Source organism: Streptomyces sp. NPDC051576 (genome assembly GCF_040681835.1).
In the GTDB taxonomy this organism is placed as follows: Bacteria; Actinomycetota; Actinomycetes; order Streptomycetales; family Streptomycetaceae; genus Streptomyces.
Genome location: NZ_JBFAZO010000003.1, coordinates 144,311 through 157,645 on the forward strand (window position 1 = coordinate 144,311; position 13,335 = coordinate 157,645).

General features: G+C 70.3%; 13 protein-coding genes. 9 read left to right on the plus strand and 4 right to left on the minus strand.

Features of this window, described 5'->3' with window-relative positions; genetic code table 11:
- Window positions 1-147 precede the first annotated feature (147 nt).
- From AB0M63_RS10400 to AB0M63_RS10410, 3 genes are read left to right on the plus strand one after another with little or no spacing between them, the layout of a single operon-like run.
- Complete coding sequence (locus tag AB0M63_RS10400) at window positions 148-1,518, plus strand: NAD(P)-binding domain-containing protein (RefSeq protein ID WP_366019468.1); 1,371 nt, start codon at window positions 148-150, stop codon at window positions 1,516-1,518.
- A gap of 28 nt (window positions 1,519-1,546) precedes the next feature.
- The gene (locus AB0M63_RS10405; RefSeq protein ID WP_366019090.1) at window positions 1,547-2,011 is read left to right on the plus strand and encodes an ArsI/CadI family heavy metal resistance metalloenzyme; all 465 of its coding nucleotides are present in this window, start codon (window positions 1,547-1,549) and stop codon (window positions 2,009-2,011) included.
- A gap of 7 nt (window positions 2,012-2,018) precedes the next feature.
- Window positions 2,019-3,266, plus strand: a complete 1,248-nt coding sequence (locus AB0M63_RS10410; protein ID WP_366019091.1) for an MFS transporter — start codon at window positions 2,019-2,021, stop codon at window positions 3,264-3,266.
- Between the two features lie 51 nt (window positions 3,267-3,317).
- Here the strand turns inward: AB0M63_RS10410 and AB0M63_RS10415 are convergent, their stop codons facing one another.
- From AB0M63_RS10415 to AB0M63_RS10425, 3 genes are all read right to left on the minus strand, one after another.
- Window positions 3,318-5,075, minus strand: a complete 1,758-nt coding sequence (locus AB0M63_RS10415) for a tyrosine-type recombinase/integrase (RefSeq protein WP_366019092.1) — start codon at window positions 5,073-5,075, stop codon at window positions 3,318-3,320.
- A gap of 11 nt (window positions 5,076-5,086) precedes the next feature.
- Window positions 5,087-5,386: a helix-turn-helix domain-containing protein gene (locus AB0M63_RS10420; protein WP_366019093.1), complete on the minus strand. Its 300-nt coding sequence runs from the start codon at window positions 5,384-5,386 to the stop codon at window positions 5,087-5,089.
- Window positions 5,387-5,538: 152 nt separating this feature from the next.
- On the minus strand, window positions 5,539-6,102 hold the full coding sequence (locus AB0M63_RS10425) for a helix-turn-helix transcriptional regulator (RefSeq protein ID WP_366019094.1): 564 nt from the start codon (window positions 6,100-6,102) through the stop codon (window positions 5,539-5,541).
- 308 nt (window positions 6,103-6,410) lie between these two features.
- Here AB0M63_RS10425 and AB0M63_RS10430 point away from each other — a divergent pair, with 308 nt between their 5' ends.
- The 5 genes from AB0M63_RS10430 (at window position 6,411) to AB0M63_RS10450 (ending at window position 12,316) form a co-directional block, all read left to right on the plus strand.
- Window positions 6,411-7,916: a DnaB-like helicase N-terminal domain-containing protein gene (locus tag AB0M63_RS10430; RefSeq protein ID WP_366019469.1), complete on the plus strand. Its 1,506-nt coding sequence runs from the start codon at window positions 6,411-6,413 to the stop codon at window positions 7,914-7,916.
- 372 nt (window positions 7,917-8,288) lie between these two features.
- Window positions 8,289-9,227: a DUF2637 domain-containing protein gene (locus AB0M63_RS10435; protein ID WP_366019095.1), complete on the plus strand. Its 939-nt coding sequence runs from the start codon at window positions 8,289-8,291 to the stop codon at window positions 9,225-9,227.
- A gap of 125 nt (window positions 9,228-9,352) precedes the next feature.
- Complete coding sequence (locus tag AB0M63_RS10440) at window positions 9,353-9,991, plus strand: MobC family plasmid mobilization relaxosome protein (RefSeq protein ID WP_366019096.1); 639 nt, start codon at window positions 9,353-9,355, stop codon at window positions 9,989-9,991.
- Window position 9,992: 1 nt separating this feature from the next.
- Window positions 9,993-11,711 (plus strand): relaxase/mobilization nuclease domain-containing protein, encoded by a 1,719-nt coding sequence (locus AB0M63_RS10445; protein WP_366019097.1) that lies wholly within the window; start codon window positions 9,993-9,995, stop codon window positions 11,709-11,711.
- Between the two features lie 212 nt (window positions 11,712-11,923).
- On the plus strand, window positions 11,924-12,316 hold the full coding sequence (locus AB0M63_RS10450; RefSeq protein ID WP_366019098.1) for a hypothetical protein: 393 nt from the start codon (window positions 11,924-11,926) through the stop codon (window positions 12,314-12,316).
- Between the two features lie 70 nt (window positions 12,317-12,386).
- Here AB0M63_RS10450 and AB0M63_RS10455 read toward each other — a convergent pair whose 3' ends face one another.
- Window positions 12,387-12,536, minus strand: coding sequence for a hypothetical protein (locus AB0M63_RS10455; protein ID WP_366019099.1), 150 nt, complete (start codon window positions 12,534-12,536; stop codon window positions 12,387-12,389).
- A 158-nt stretch (window positions 12,537-12,694) separates the two neighbouring features.
- On the opposite strand from AB0M63_RS10455, the gene AB0M63_RS10460 reads away from it, so the two are divergent.
- On the plus strand, window positions 12,695-13,321 hold the full coding sequence (locus tag AB0M63_RS10460) for a TetR family transcriptional regulator (protein WP_366019100.1): 627 nt from the start codon (window positions 12,695-12,697) through the stop codon (window positions 13,319-13,321).
- Window positions 13,322-13,335 lie beyond the last annotated feature (14 nt).

Below are 13,335 nucleotides of genomic sequence, written 5' to 3' on the forward strand. Positions count from 1 at the left end.
GTTGACACATGTCGAACCAGCCTGGCGAGAGCCCACCACCTGACCAATTCGATGCATGTCTATGTTGACGACTGTCTAATCAGGTGTCATCCTGACCGGGCAACAGGACATCGACAAACGTCGAAACAAAAGGGGAACCTCGTGGCTGTGCCCATCAACAGCGTGCCCACCACCGACCATCTGCCCGTTGTGGTCATCGGCGCCGGCCCGATCGGCCTGGCCGCCGCCGCCCATCTCGTCGAGCGCGGCATCGAACCCCTGGTCCTGGAGGCCGGCCCCGCCGCGGGCAGCGCCGTACACGACTGGTCCCACGTCCGGCTGTTCTCGCCCTGGGGCGAGGTCATCGACCCGGCCGCCGAGAAGCTCCTCGCCCCCACCGGCTGGGTCCGCCCCGACGCCTCCGCCTACCCGACCGGCGGCAACTGGGCCGAGCATTATCTCCAGCCCCTCGCCGATGTCCTCGGCAACAAGATCCGCTACGGCACGACGGTCACCGGTGTCGCCCGCGCCGGCCGCGACCGCATCGTCGACTCCGGCCGCGACGAGCAGCCCTTCACCGTGCACGTCCAGACCGCCGACGGCCATGAGGAGCGGATCACCGCCCGCGCCGTCATCGATGCTTCCGGCACCTGGTCCACTCCGAGCCCCGTCGGAGCGGACGGTCTGCCCGCGCTCGGCGAGAAGTCGGCCGCCAGCCGCATCTCCTACCGCGTCCCGGACCTCAAGAACCCGGCCGTACGCGCCCGTTACACGGGCAAGCGCACCGCCGTCGTCGGCTCCGGCGCCTCCGCCTTCACCGCCCTGGCCCTCCTCGCCGATCTGGCGAAGGAGGAGGACGGTACGCATGCGGTGTGGATCCTGCGGCGCGGCATCGGCGCGAACACCTACGGCGGCGGCGAGGCAGACCAGCTCCCCGCCCGAGGCGCCCTGGGCCTACGCGCCAAGGAAGCCGTCGAGGCCGGCCACGCGAGCACGGTCACGGGCTTCCGTACACAGGCTGTGGAACGCGACGGCGACCAGCTCGTCCTCATCGCAGAGGGCGGCCGTCGCCTCGACCCGGTCGACGAGGTCATCGTCCTGACCGGCTTCCGCCCCGACCTGTCCTTCCTCTCCGAACTTCGTCTCGGCCTCGACGAGCGCCTCCAGGCCCCGACCGCGCTCGCCCCGCTGATCGACCCGAACGTCCACTCCTGCGGCACCGTCTACCCGCACGGCGTGAACGAGCTGTCCCACCCGGAACAGGGCGTCTACCTGGTCGGCATGAAGTCCTACGGCCGCGCCCCGACCTTCCTCGCCATGACCGGCTACGAGCAGGTCCGCTCCATCACCGCCGCGATCGCGGGCGACCAGGAGGCCGCCGAGCGCGTCGAACTGACCCTCCCGGAGACGGGCGTGTGCGGCGGCGCGGGCCTGTTCGACGAGCCGGAGAACGCCGAGCAGTCCGGCGGCTGCTGCGCCGCACCCACCACCGTCCAGATCGGCATCGGCGCCCCAATCAGCACTTCCGGCGGCTGCTGAACTCACCACCTAACCAAGGAGGTTCACCATGTCTCGCGTACAACTCGCCCTCCGCGTACCGGATCTCGACGCGTCCATCGCCTTCTACAGCAAGCTTTTCGGCACCGAGCCCGCCAAACTCCGCGACGGCTACGCCAACTTCGCCATCGCCGAGCCCCCACTCAAGCTCGTCCTGATCGAAGGCACAGCGGGCGAGACGACGCGCATGGACCACCTCGGCGTCGAGGTCGACAGCACTGATGCGGTCCACGCCGCGACCGCCCGCCTGGGCGAGGCGGGCCTGGCCACCGACGTGGAGAACGACACCACCTGCTGCTACGCCCTCCAAGACAAGGTCTGGGTCCACGGCCCCGGCCAGGAACCCTGGGAGGTGTACGTCGTCAAGGCCGACGCCGACTCCCTGGCCAAGCAGCAGGGCAGCACCTGCTGCACCGGCCCGGCCGAATCCGACACCGGCTCGAAGGAACCGGTCGCTGCGGGCGGCTGTTGCTGACCGGCCGATGACCGACCTTCACACCAGCGAGGCCGTGACCGGCACGGGGGACCGGTCACGTCCTCGCGCCGCGCTGCCCGCCTGGTGCGCCACGCAGATCACCAGCTGGGGCATCGTCTACTACGCCTTCCCGGTCCTCAATCCGCAGATCACCTCCTCCACGGGCTGGCCGTCCACAGCCACCACCGCGGCCTTCTCGGGCGGACTCCTGGTCTCCGCCGCCACCGGCATCCCGGTCGGCCGGATCCTCGACCGGCGAGGACCTCGCGCCGTGATGACCACCGGCTCCGTCCTGGGCGTCGTAGCAGTGCTGGCCATCGCCTCCGCACCGAACCTGATCGCGTTCTCCGCCGCCTGGCTCCTGGCTGGTACGGCCATGGCCGCGACCTTCTACCAGCCCGCCTTCGCCGCTCTCACCCGCTGGTGGGGAAGCGACCGCATCCGCGCGCTCACCATCGTCACACTCGCCGGCGGCCTGGCATCCACCGCCTTCGCACCGCTGACCGCCGCGCTCGCCGAGCACCTGAGCTGGCGTACCACCTACGCCATCCTCGCGATGCTCCTGGCCCTCGTCACCATCCCCGCCCATGCCCTCGCGCTACGAGGACCTTGGCCACCCGCCCCAGCGCCACCGCCTCAACGGGCCACCGACACCGTCTCGGTGACCCGCAGCCGTCCGTTCCTGATGCTGGCCGCGGCGCTCACCCTGAACAGCTTCGCCATGTACGCCGTCGTCATCGCCTTGGTCCCCTTGCTGATCGCGCGCGGCGCCAGCCCCACGGCCGCCGCCTGGGCTCTCGGCCTGGGCGGCGCAGGCCAGACCCTCGGCCGCACCCTGTACGCGACCCTCGCCCGCCGCACCGGCGTCACCACCCGCACCGTCACCCTGATCATGCTCGGCGGGATCACCACGACCGCGTTCGCGACGGTCTCCGGCCCCTTCCCCCTGCTCGTGGGCATCGCGATCGTGGCCGGCATGGTGCGCGGCAACCTCACCCTGCTCCAAGCGACCGCAGTCACAGACCGCTGGGGAACGACCCACTACGGACGCCTGTCAGGCTTGTTGGCAGCCCCTGCCACCATCGCCTCTGCCCTGGCACCGTTCGCGGGCGCCGCGCTGGCCGGACCGCTCGGCGGCTACCCCGGCCTGTTCGCGGGGCTGGCGTCGGCCTCGGCCACGGCAGCCTTCTTCGCGATCGGAGGGACCCCGATCCGCCCACGGCACGACACCGACGGGACGTCAACGCCCCCGTAACGGCCAGTGGGCTGCACCGTTTCCGGTACAGCCCACCCAGCTCATCTCGGGCTACCGCTCATCGCTGTCGCCGTACTTGTCCGGATCCTTCGCGCGATCTGCGGCCTGTGCGCAAGCTGCCGCGAAGGCCGCCGTCACGGCTCCTTCGTCCGTGCCGCTCGCCCGGACGTCGATCTCTCCTCCGGGCCGGCGAAGGGTGCTCCAACGCACCACCTGGTCGGTGTACAGGAGCGTCTCGAACTCCCAGACGTCCACGGACCACGGATCCGGACGAACAGTCGGCTCCCGCTCGCCGCCGGGCAGGAAGGCGGCATGAGCATGGTGGACGACACGACGGTCGGGAAGGCGATCACGGACAGCGCTGAGGCCACCGGGCCCCTCCCGCTCCCACTTCCACCGGTCCCACTCCTCGACCTCGGCCATCTGCCCCGGGCGTTCGGAGCGCCAGCGTTCCACGAGGAAGTCGGCGTGCCCACGGTCGAGGAAGGGGATGAGGTACTCGCCGAGGCGAGCGACATGCACCATCACCCCGCCGGGCGCGTCGGCCTCGCCGCTGATCTCCTCCCCTCCACCGAGGGTCATAGGCCACAGCAGTCCGCCGACCTTCGCGGCCGTATCCCTCAGCACCCGACCGGTCAGGTGCTGGTAACGGCGCCGCATCCGGGCGGAGTTGCCAGGCTCCCAGCCCATGATCCGGTCCACCACTGCGTCGGGGACGCCGAGGATGAGGAGGACGGTCGCGGCTGTGTGGCGGGCGTCGTGAAGGCGGCCGTCGCGAACGCCGGCAGCCTTCAACAGATCCTTCCACCGGTGGTAGTCGGTGTTCGGGTTCAGTGGCTCGCCGGTCGGCGAGGTGAACACGTACCCCTTCTCCACCCACAGGTCACGGGCGAGGACCCGCTCGCGGGCCTGCTCCTCCTTGTGCAGCCGGAGCAGCTTCAGGAGTTCCTCGGGGACACCGATCGGGCGCTTGCCCGCCTTGGACTTCGTCCCCTTGGTCTCCTTGCGGGTGTTGGTCTTCTGCGGGCAGTAACCGGGCTTACGGCCGCACCGGTTACCGCAGCCGTGCTTGTAGCGTGGCCGCAAACGGCTCTGCCGTACACGGATCACACCGACATCGAAATGGACGTCCTCCCACTTGAGGCCGAGGACCTCGCCCTGGCGCAGGCCGAGCGCGATGGCGATGACCCACCGGGCGGTGTTGCGGTGCTTCTCGGCTTCCAGCAGGAGGCGCTGGACCTCCTCGACCGTGTACGGCTCGACCTCCTCTTCCTCCAGCTTCGGCGCCTTGGCGATCGAGACGGGGTTGAGGGTGATGTGCCGCCGCCGCACTGCCTCGTTGAGGGAGGTGTTTAGGGTGCGGTGGGCCTGGTGTGCGGTGCCGGCGGCGCTGCCGGCCTCCCGCATCTTCTTGTAGAGCCGCTCGATGTGCTCGGGTTCGAGCTTCTCCAGGCGATGGGCTCCCAGGCCGGGGATGAGGTGGCGGTACACGGCGACTCGGTAGCCGTCGATCGTGTACTCGCCGACGCTCGGCGCGGCGATGTTCTCCACCCAGTGCGTGAGCCAGATCTCCACCGTCCAGTGCTGTCCGGCCTTTCGGACGCTGCCGGCGTCGCGCTGGCGTTCCAGCTCGCGTACGACTTTGGTGACCTCGGCACGGGTCTTGCGACCGACGTGCCGTCGGTCCGGACTGCCGTCGTCCTTGACGCCGACGGTGACACGGCCGTGCCAACGGCCGTCCTTGCCGAGGTAGATGGTGGAGGCGCCGTTGGGCTGCCGGGACGTGCGGGGCTTCTTCGGCTGTGTCATGCGCGCCCCGCTCAGGCCGCGGTGCCGAAGTCCGTGGTCCGATAGCGGCGGGCTAGGAATTCTCCGACTGCCTCGGCGGGTATACGGCGCAGACTGCCGATCTTGACGGAGCGGATCTCGCCGGACGAGACGTACTCGTACATCTTCGTCCGGCCGATGCCGAGGCGGCGGGCGGCCTCCTCGACGGTGAGCCCGACGAGCGTGGGGTCACCGGATACGTCATCCCGCTGGGGCATCAGGGCGCGCAGGGCGCCCTCGGGAATGCCGAGCAGCTGGGCGATCTGGGTCACGGGCAGGGGGAACTCGGGCAAGAGGGCTCCTCACCCGGTCACGTACGGAGCGCCAACTCCGGTCGGACCGGTCGTGATGGTGTGGGTGGTGGTTGGGCGGTTGCGCAGGCGCGCGAAAGTGCCGCTGCGGTGGGCCCTGGGTGTTCCAGCACCGAGGGCCCGGCGGCAGTTGGTTACTCGTCGATGTCAGCGCCGGCGGCGGCCGACGGGTTGAAGGCGTCGCCGAGCCAGCGGATCAGCCGGGAGCGTGCTCCCTTGTGGCGGTGGAAGTCGCCGTTGGAAGCCGCGTCCAGTTCGTGGGCGAGCAGGTTGCGGACCATGGTGTCCTGGTCCGGGTTGGCCTTGGTGTACTCCCGGAGCTGATCCTGGATCGCGTCCATGGACTTGCCGAGGGAACGCCATTCCTTCCACAGCTCGACGTACTCGCCGACCAGCCGACGGATGATCGGGTTGGCCATCTGCCCCGGTGGGCTGGCCAGTTCGTCGAGGGTCATGTCGAAGACCTTGCAGAAGCCGAGCGCCTCATCGGTGTTGACCCGGCGGCGCGGCTTGCCGCTCTCGATGCGCCAGATCGCCGACTGGCCGACGGGGTGGCCGGCCTCGGCCATCTTCTCGGCCAGGGTGACCGAGCTCCAGCCGCGCGCCTCGCGCTCCAGCTTCACGCGCTCGGCGATGTTGTCCTCGACCGGGGGCCGCGAGCTCGCACCGACTGCGTCGTCTCCCTTGCCGGGGGCCATGTCCACCTCCTCTCCCCTCGTCGTACGGGCCTGGCCGGACGGCACTGGCCCAGGGTGAACTAGTTAACAGCATTTGGAAGCCGAATGCAACTAGATGTTTCCCGAATGCCTGGGGTAGACTTATGGCGTCCGGCGGTGAACGCGGCTGGACAAGCAGAAACCCCCGGTGCTGGAACACCGGGGGCGAAGCGGAAACCCTCACAACCGCCCAACCACGAACGATCTGGACCGGTGGCCGGAGTTGGCGCTCCATGTGGCCTGCCGGGAGAGGAGTCCTATTGACCCAGAGTACGGGTCACATGCAGGAGATGCCATCGCACTTCGGATACGGCCCCGCCCCGTCTCCGGAGGAGTCCGCGCAGGCTCCTTACAACCTGGACGCCGAGTGCGCGGTGCTCGGCGCCTGCATGCACGACAGCAGCGTCATCGACACGGTCCGGCCGATCCTGGGCGAGGACGCGTTCTACCGGCCGGCGCACGAGACCATCTGGCACGCGCTGCTCACCCAGCACCGCGAGGACAAGCCGACCGACCCCATCGTCCTCACCGAGCTGCTCCAGCAGCAAGGGGACCTACAGCGTGTCGGTGACCGTGCCTACTTGCACCAGCTCGCCGACGTGCACTACGGCACCGGAGGCGCGGAGCACCACGCGGAGATCGTCCGTGAGAAGGCCAACCTCCGCCGCCTGCTCGCCTCCGCGATACGAACCGTCCAGCGCGCGCAGGAGCCGGGTGCCGACCCCGAGGCGATCCGCAGCGAGGTCGAAGCGGAGATGCGGGCCGAGCGCGAGCGGGCACTCGCCTCCGGTCAGGGCCGTCTGAACCGCTTCGCCACCGACGGGTGGACCTTCGTCACGGAGACCGGCGCCGACACCGAGCCCCTGTGGGGTACGCGTGAAAAGACCGTCTGGGCCTCTGGCGAGAGCCTGATGATCGTCGGTGCTCCCGGGGTCGGCAAGACCACTCTGGCCCATCAGGTGGTCTTCGCCCGCCTCGGTCTGTCGGAGACGGTCCTGGAGATGCCGGTCGCCCCCAGCAGGCGGGTGCTCTACCTGGCCATGGACCGCCCCACGCAGATCGCCAAGGCCATGCGCCGCCGGGTCTTCGGCACCGACGAGAAGATCCTGCGCGACCGGCTCGTCGTCTGGCAGGGCCCACTGCCCGCCAGCCTGGACAAGGAGCCCGACCTCCTCACCGATCTCGCCGCCGCCCACCGGGCTGACACCATCGTGATCGACAGCCTCAAGGACGCCGTCAGCACGATGGTCGACGACAGCCTCGCGGTCGCCTTCCACAACGCCCGCAACCGCGCCCTGCGAGGCGGCGTGGAGATCCTGGAACTGCACCACCAGCGCAAGGCCACCGCCGACGCCCCGCGCGGCCAACGCCCCAGCCTGGACCAGGTCTACGGCTCCACCTGGTACGTCTCCGGCGCAGGCAGCGTCCTGTTCGTCACCGGCAAGGCCGGCGACCCCGCCGTCACCCTGCACCACCTCAAGACCCCCACCGGGGAGATCGGCCCGCTGGACGTCACTCACGACCACGTGCGCGGCACCACCACGGTCGACCCCACCAAGGACCCCGCCATTCTGCTCCGCAACGCTCCAGGCGGGCTGACCGCCCGAGAGCTGGCAGCCGTCCTGGTCGGCGGAGGCGACCCCGACCGCGCCGACGTGGAGAAGGCACGCCGCCACCTGGCCCGCCTCGTCGACAGTGGCCTGGCCACCAAGGCGGACGGCGTCGCCGGAGGAGCCGGAGGCGGGCAACAGACCCGCTACTACGCCTCCTCGCGCCATCTCACCGCCGTCGGCTGAACCCCCTCTCGGCCCACGCGAAGCGATCACGCGACCGTACACGCGGCACCTGCGCACAAACGCCGCCGTGAACCGCTCACAGCGCACACGCTCGCCGTAAAACCGCAGGTCAAGCGATCACGCGAGCGTCCACGCCGTACACGCGCCCAGGCGATCACGCGCGGGGCCCCCTTTAGAAGGGGGCCCCGCGTGTACGCCCTCGCCGTGAACGCGGCTCACCCCCACCCCCACACTCGTCAATTCCCCACCAGGAGCCGCCCCTTGCACTCCCCTGCCCCGCGCGCCCCGGCAGCCATACGCGGCATTCGCCGGCATCGCCCTGCTCCCGCTCGCCCCAGCCACCGAGCACTCGCACCCGCTGGGCGTCGTCACGTGAGCCGCGCGGGACGCATCATCCTGGTCATCGGCCTGATGGCCGTCGTACTGATGGCCTTCCGGGTCTCATGGAACGCGCTGTCCGACGTGGCCCGCACCATCGGCGCCGACTCCACCGCCGCCCTGCTCTACCCGATCGTTGTCGACGGGCTGATGGCCCTCGCGCTGGTCGCCACGCTCGCGCTGACCGGTCCCGACCGAAGGTTCGCACTGCGCGTCCTGGCGACCTACACGATCGCCAGCCTCGTGCTGAACTACGTGCACGGCCTTCTCCCGGCTCTGCACACCGCGCCGGTCCATCGGGGCCGACTGACCGCCTGGGGGCCGACGAACTGGGCCCTTGTGCTGCTGGCGACCTCTCTCCCGGTCGGGTCGATCTACTTCGGGTCGGACCTCGTGGCGAAGGTGCTGCATCACAACCCAGAGTCGGCTGACTCTGCCGAAGCGGCCTCTACTGAGTCGGTGAGTCAGCGGGCCGACGAGCGGGCCACACGGTCGGGGTCTGACCAGTCCGAACCAGCCAACCAGCAGCCGACCGAGCCGACCCCCGTGAAGGTCGCCGAAGGGCCTACGCCGAGTTCGACCAAGGCCGACGAGTCGACCCCCGCTCGCCGATCGCCTCGGTCGGCCACCGCGGTTGAGTCGACCGGAGCCGTCCCACGTCGGGCGACTGGTCGGGTCCCCGCGAACGCGAGGTCGACCGGCGACCGCAACCACAACCGCACCGACGCCGAAGTCCTCGACAAGGCCCGACTCCTAACCGCCGACTGGAGCGACGACCGGCTTACAGCCACGCGTCTGCGCGGCGAACTGCGGATCGGCCAGACCCGCGCCCGCACCCTGCGCGACCAGTTGCAGGCCGAGCGCACCGCGCACGACGGCACCGAGGTCGAGCCTCCCGACGGAATCGACACAGCCCCCGCCGGCACCACCTGACGCCTGATCCCCGCGAACGCGCCGATCGCCCCGCCCTTCCGGCTCCCCCCGCTCCGACCAGCGCAGGGGTACGGGGGCCGCGCACCGCGAAGCCCCGACACCAACACCCCACGGAGAACCACCCCATGCACGACCCGCACCGCGAACTCCCCACCCCTCAGAAGGAGATGGTCACCGGCCTGAACTGCGCAGCAAGCAATGGCGATGGACCGTCCATAGGCCGGTCCATCGCGAACTCCTCCGCCCCGGGGGTGGCGGAGGAGCAGCTCCGGCACGAGGGCGTGCCGGAGCAGGAGCGGGTGGGGGCTGGCGACCAGTCGACCGCTCTCGTCGCGGGGGCCACGCAGCGTGCGCCGTACCGCCGCGCGAACCTCGACGCCCAGCGTTCCGAGCACGTCACCGCCCGCTTCGCCCCGCACGAGAAGCACGACATCCAGTCGGCGGCGAAAGCCGAGCACGTGACCATGGCCCGCTACATCGCCGACGCCACCATGGCCCGCGTCCGCGGTGAGATCACCGTCGCCGCGCCTCGCACGATCTACGACGATGCGGTCGACGAGCTCGCCGCCCAGCGGGCGCAGATCGCCCGGATCGGCAACAACGTCAACCAGATCGCCCGCCGCCTCAACACGGGTGGCGATCCACACCCTGTGGACGCCGCGATCCTTCTGCGGGCGGAGCGCCTGCTCGCCACCGCCCACGACACGGTCCGGGCGATCGACGACGCCGCCTTCCGGGCAGCCGGGCAGAAGTGGGCGGCCTGAGGTGATCGCGAACATCGTCAAGCCGGGCAGCCACACCCGCGGCGTGCTGGTGTACCTCTTCGATAGGGGCAACGCCAACGAACACACCGACCAGCACATCGTCGCCTCCTGGGACGACTTCATTCCTGACCCCGGACCGTGGGACAGCCCCGGGCACAAGCAGCGGCTCGCCCAGCTCACCAAGGCGCTAGATCTGCGGGTCAGGCAGGCCGGCGACAAGGCACCCGAGGGGCACGTGTGGCACTGCTCGGTGCGCGCCGCACCCGAAGACCGCATCCTGACCGACGCCGAGTGGACGACGATCGCCAGACGCATGGTGCACGCGACCGGCATCGCGCCCGAGGGCGACCCGGACGGCTGCCGATGGGTGGCCGTGCGCCACGCGGACGACCACATCCACATCGTCGCCACCAAAGTCCGCGGCGACCTGCGCCCGCCAAGGAACTGGAACGACTACCGCCGCGCCATGACCGAACTCGCGGCGATCGAGAAGGACTTCGGCCTCACCCGGGTTGCGCGCGGCCCCGAAGCCGCCGCTGGCACTGCGGCGGCGAAGCGCCCCACCCGCGCCGAGCAGGAGAAGGCCACACGCACCGGCCGCACCAAGACGGTGCGCGAGGAACTGCGCCACACCGTCCGCACGGCGCTCGCCCACGCCGAAGACCTGGAGGAGTTCTTCAACCTGCTCGCCGACGCCGGCCTCCAGGTGGAAACCAGGACCCTGCCCTCCGGCGACCTGCAGGGCTACAAAGTCGCCCTGCCCGGCGACACCAACGACGACGGCGAGCCCGTCTTCTACTCCGGCTCCAGCCTCGCCACCGACCTCTCCCTCCCGCAGATCCAGCAGCGCCTCGCCGCCGCAGAAGTCCCCGCCGTCAAAACCCCGCCGGCCGGGCGCCGCCCCAACCCATGGCACCAGGCAGCCATGGCCACCGAGCGCATCCGCCACCACATCGGCCACAGCTCGGCCGATGTCGCTCAGGCCCACCTGGTCGCCTTCGGCGAGGTCCTCTACGCCCTGCCCCTCCACGTCCCCGCCCACCTGAAGGCCGAACTCCACCGGGCCGCCGTCGCCTTCGAGCACGCCGCCCACACCCGTGCCCGCGTCGACCACCAGCACGCCCGCGCCCTGCGCGGCGCGATCAACGCGATGCGCCACCACCCCGCCGACGGCACCGGCCTGGCGATGCTCCTGGACGCCGCCATCCTCGTCGTCACCGCCGTACACCGCCGCAATGCACTACACCACCATGACCGGCAGGTCGCCGCCGCCCGCCAGGCCCTGGTCCACCTCCGGACCGCCTACGACCAGACAGCCCCCGAGGCTCTGGCCACTGTGGCCGCCCGCACGCCTCCGGCCAGCACCGTCCGCCGGTACGCGCAGCACGTACGCGACGCGGTTCCCGCCTACGCCGAGCAGATTCTCGCCGAATCCGGCTGGGAGTCCCTGGCCGCCACCCTCGCCGCCGCCGAGGCAGCCGGGCACGACCCGGCCGAACTCCTCCACCACACAGCAGGGCAACGCGCGTTGGACGACGCCGTCTCACCGGCCAGAACCCTCACCTGGCGCATCCAACGCCTAGGCAACCGGCACGCACCCAGCCCCCAGACACGAGCCGCACAAGCCCGCAGCCCCCACGTCCCGTCCACAGGGCGGACCACCGCCACGACACCCACCGCATCCGCGCCGCCGCCACCCCGCACTCACCGGCCGCGGTGAGCACGCACCCCCACCAAGCAGCGGCCGAACGCGTCTCGCACCCACCGCCGGCCCCCGACCAACGGCCCCGCACGAAGAGAGTCCGCCCTTCTGACCCACGCCGCCTCGCCGAAGGCACATGCACGCCATGCCCCGAGCACCACCTGCCGCCCCCGCCCCCGAACCACTCACCAGCACACGACGAACTCACGAAGCCGCACAAGGAACCGCCCATGCCCTCCTCCACCGTCCGCCCCGAAGTCGTCCTCCTCCTCACCGACTTGGACTTCGACCGCCACGACGACCCGTCGCGCTGCTACCACCGCGACGGACGTCCGTTCACCGCCACCGAGCACGAGCTGCTCTCCACCATGACTCCGGCAGAAATAGCCGCCGCGAAGGCGCAGATACGGCTTGAGGACGAATGGGAGCGTGAACTCGACGCGCTGAAGGACGCCTTCGTCGAGCTGCTCATGAAGTACTTCGCCCAGCTTCCCAAGGGCTCCATGGTCAGCGACGCCGTCGCCATCATGACCGCCGAGGACCACGCGGAGTACGAACGCGTGGTCAAGATCGTCACCGCGCAGGACACACTGGAGTACCTCGCCGAGCACGACGAGAACTGACCGACCACACGCCGCTGGCGGCCCACCCCGTGGGCCGCCAGCGGCGTGTACAAGAAGCGCGGATAGCAACTCAGCGCCCGGCACGGGCTCTGTCGAGTGCCTTCTCCACAAGCGCATCGACCAGCGCGGACGAGCCGGAGAGCACCACGACCACCGTCCCGGGGCGGACAGCCGTCTGCTTGACCACGCTGCTACGTCCGCTGACGGTGAAGGTGAGCAACTGGCTCCACCGCTCCTCGCCCAGCTTCGGGGCGGGCAGCTTCCGCGTCGTGACCCCGGTCCGGGCAGGACCGTCTGCAGCGGGTTCGCTCCCCAGCCCCGACTGATCCTGAACGAACGCCCACCAAACCGAACAGTTCGGCCGCGTATGGTGTTCCTATGCCTCGTTCCACCGCCTCCAGTAAGACCCCGGACGCCACTGCCGCCGGCGCACCCGCCGACACCCGGCAGCGGATCATCACCGCGGCCAAGGAGGAGTTCGCCCGGTACGGGATCGCCGGCGCCCGCGTGGATCGCCTCGCCAAGCAGGCCCGCACCAGCAAGGAACGGGTCTATGCCTACTTCAGCAGCAAAGAGGCCCTCTACCAGCACGTCGCTGAGCAGGAACTGACCGCGCTCGTCGAGGCCACCCAACTCGACACCGCCGACCTGCCCGGTTACGCCGGCATCCTCTTCGACCATTTCACGGCCCACCCGGAGCACTACCGCCTGATCACCTGGGGCCGCCTGGAGCTGCCCGACTCCGGTCCCGATGCCGCCCGCCCCCTGCAGACCACCATCGCCCGCAAGATCGACCAGCTCCGCGACGCACAGCGCACCGGGCTGCTCGATCCGGGCTGGGATCCGGTCGACGTCCTCGCGCTGATCAATCAGATCGCCACCACCTGGGCGGGCCAGCCGGAGATCGCCGCCGCCGCGGCCGAGTACGCCACGAACACCTCCGCCGACGCACGCCGCGCAGCCCTGGTGACCGCCGTCGAGCGCCTGTTCCCCCGTACGAGCTGAACCCGTCAGGCAGC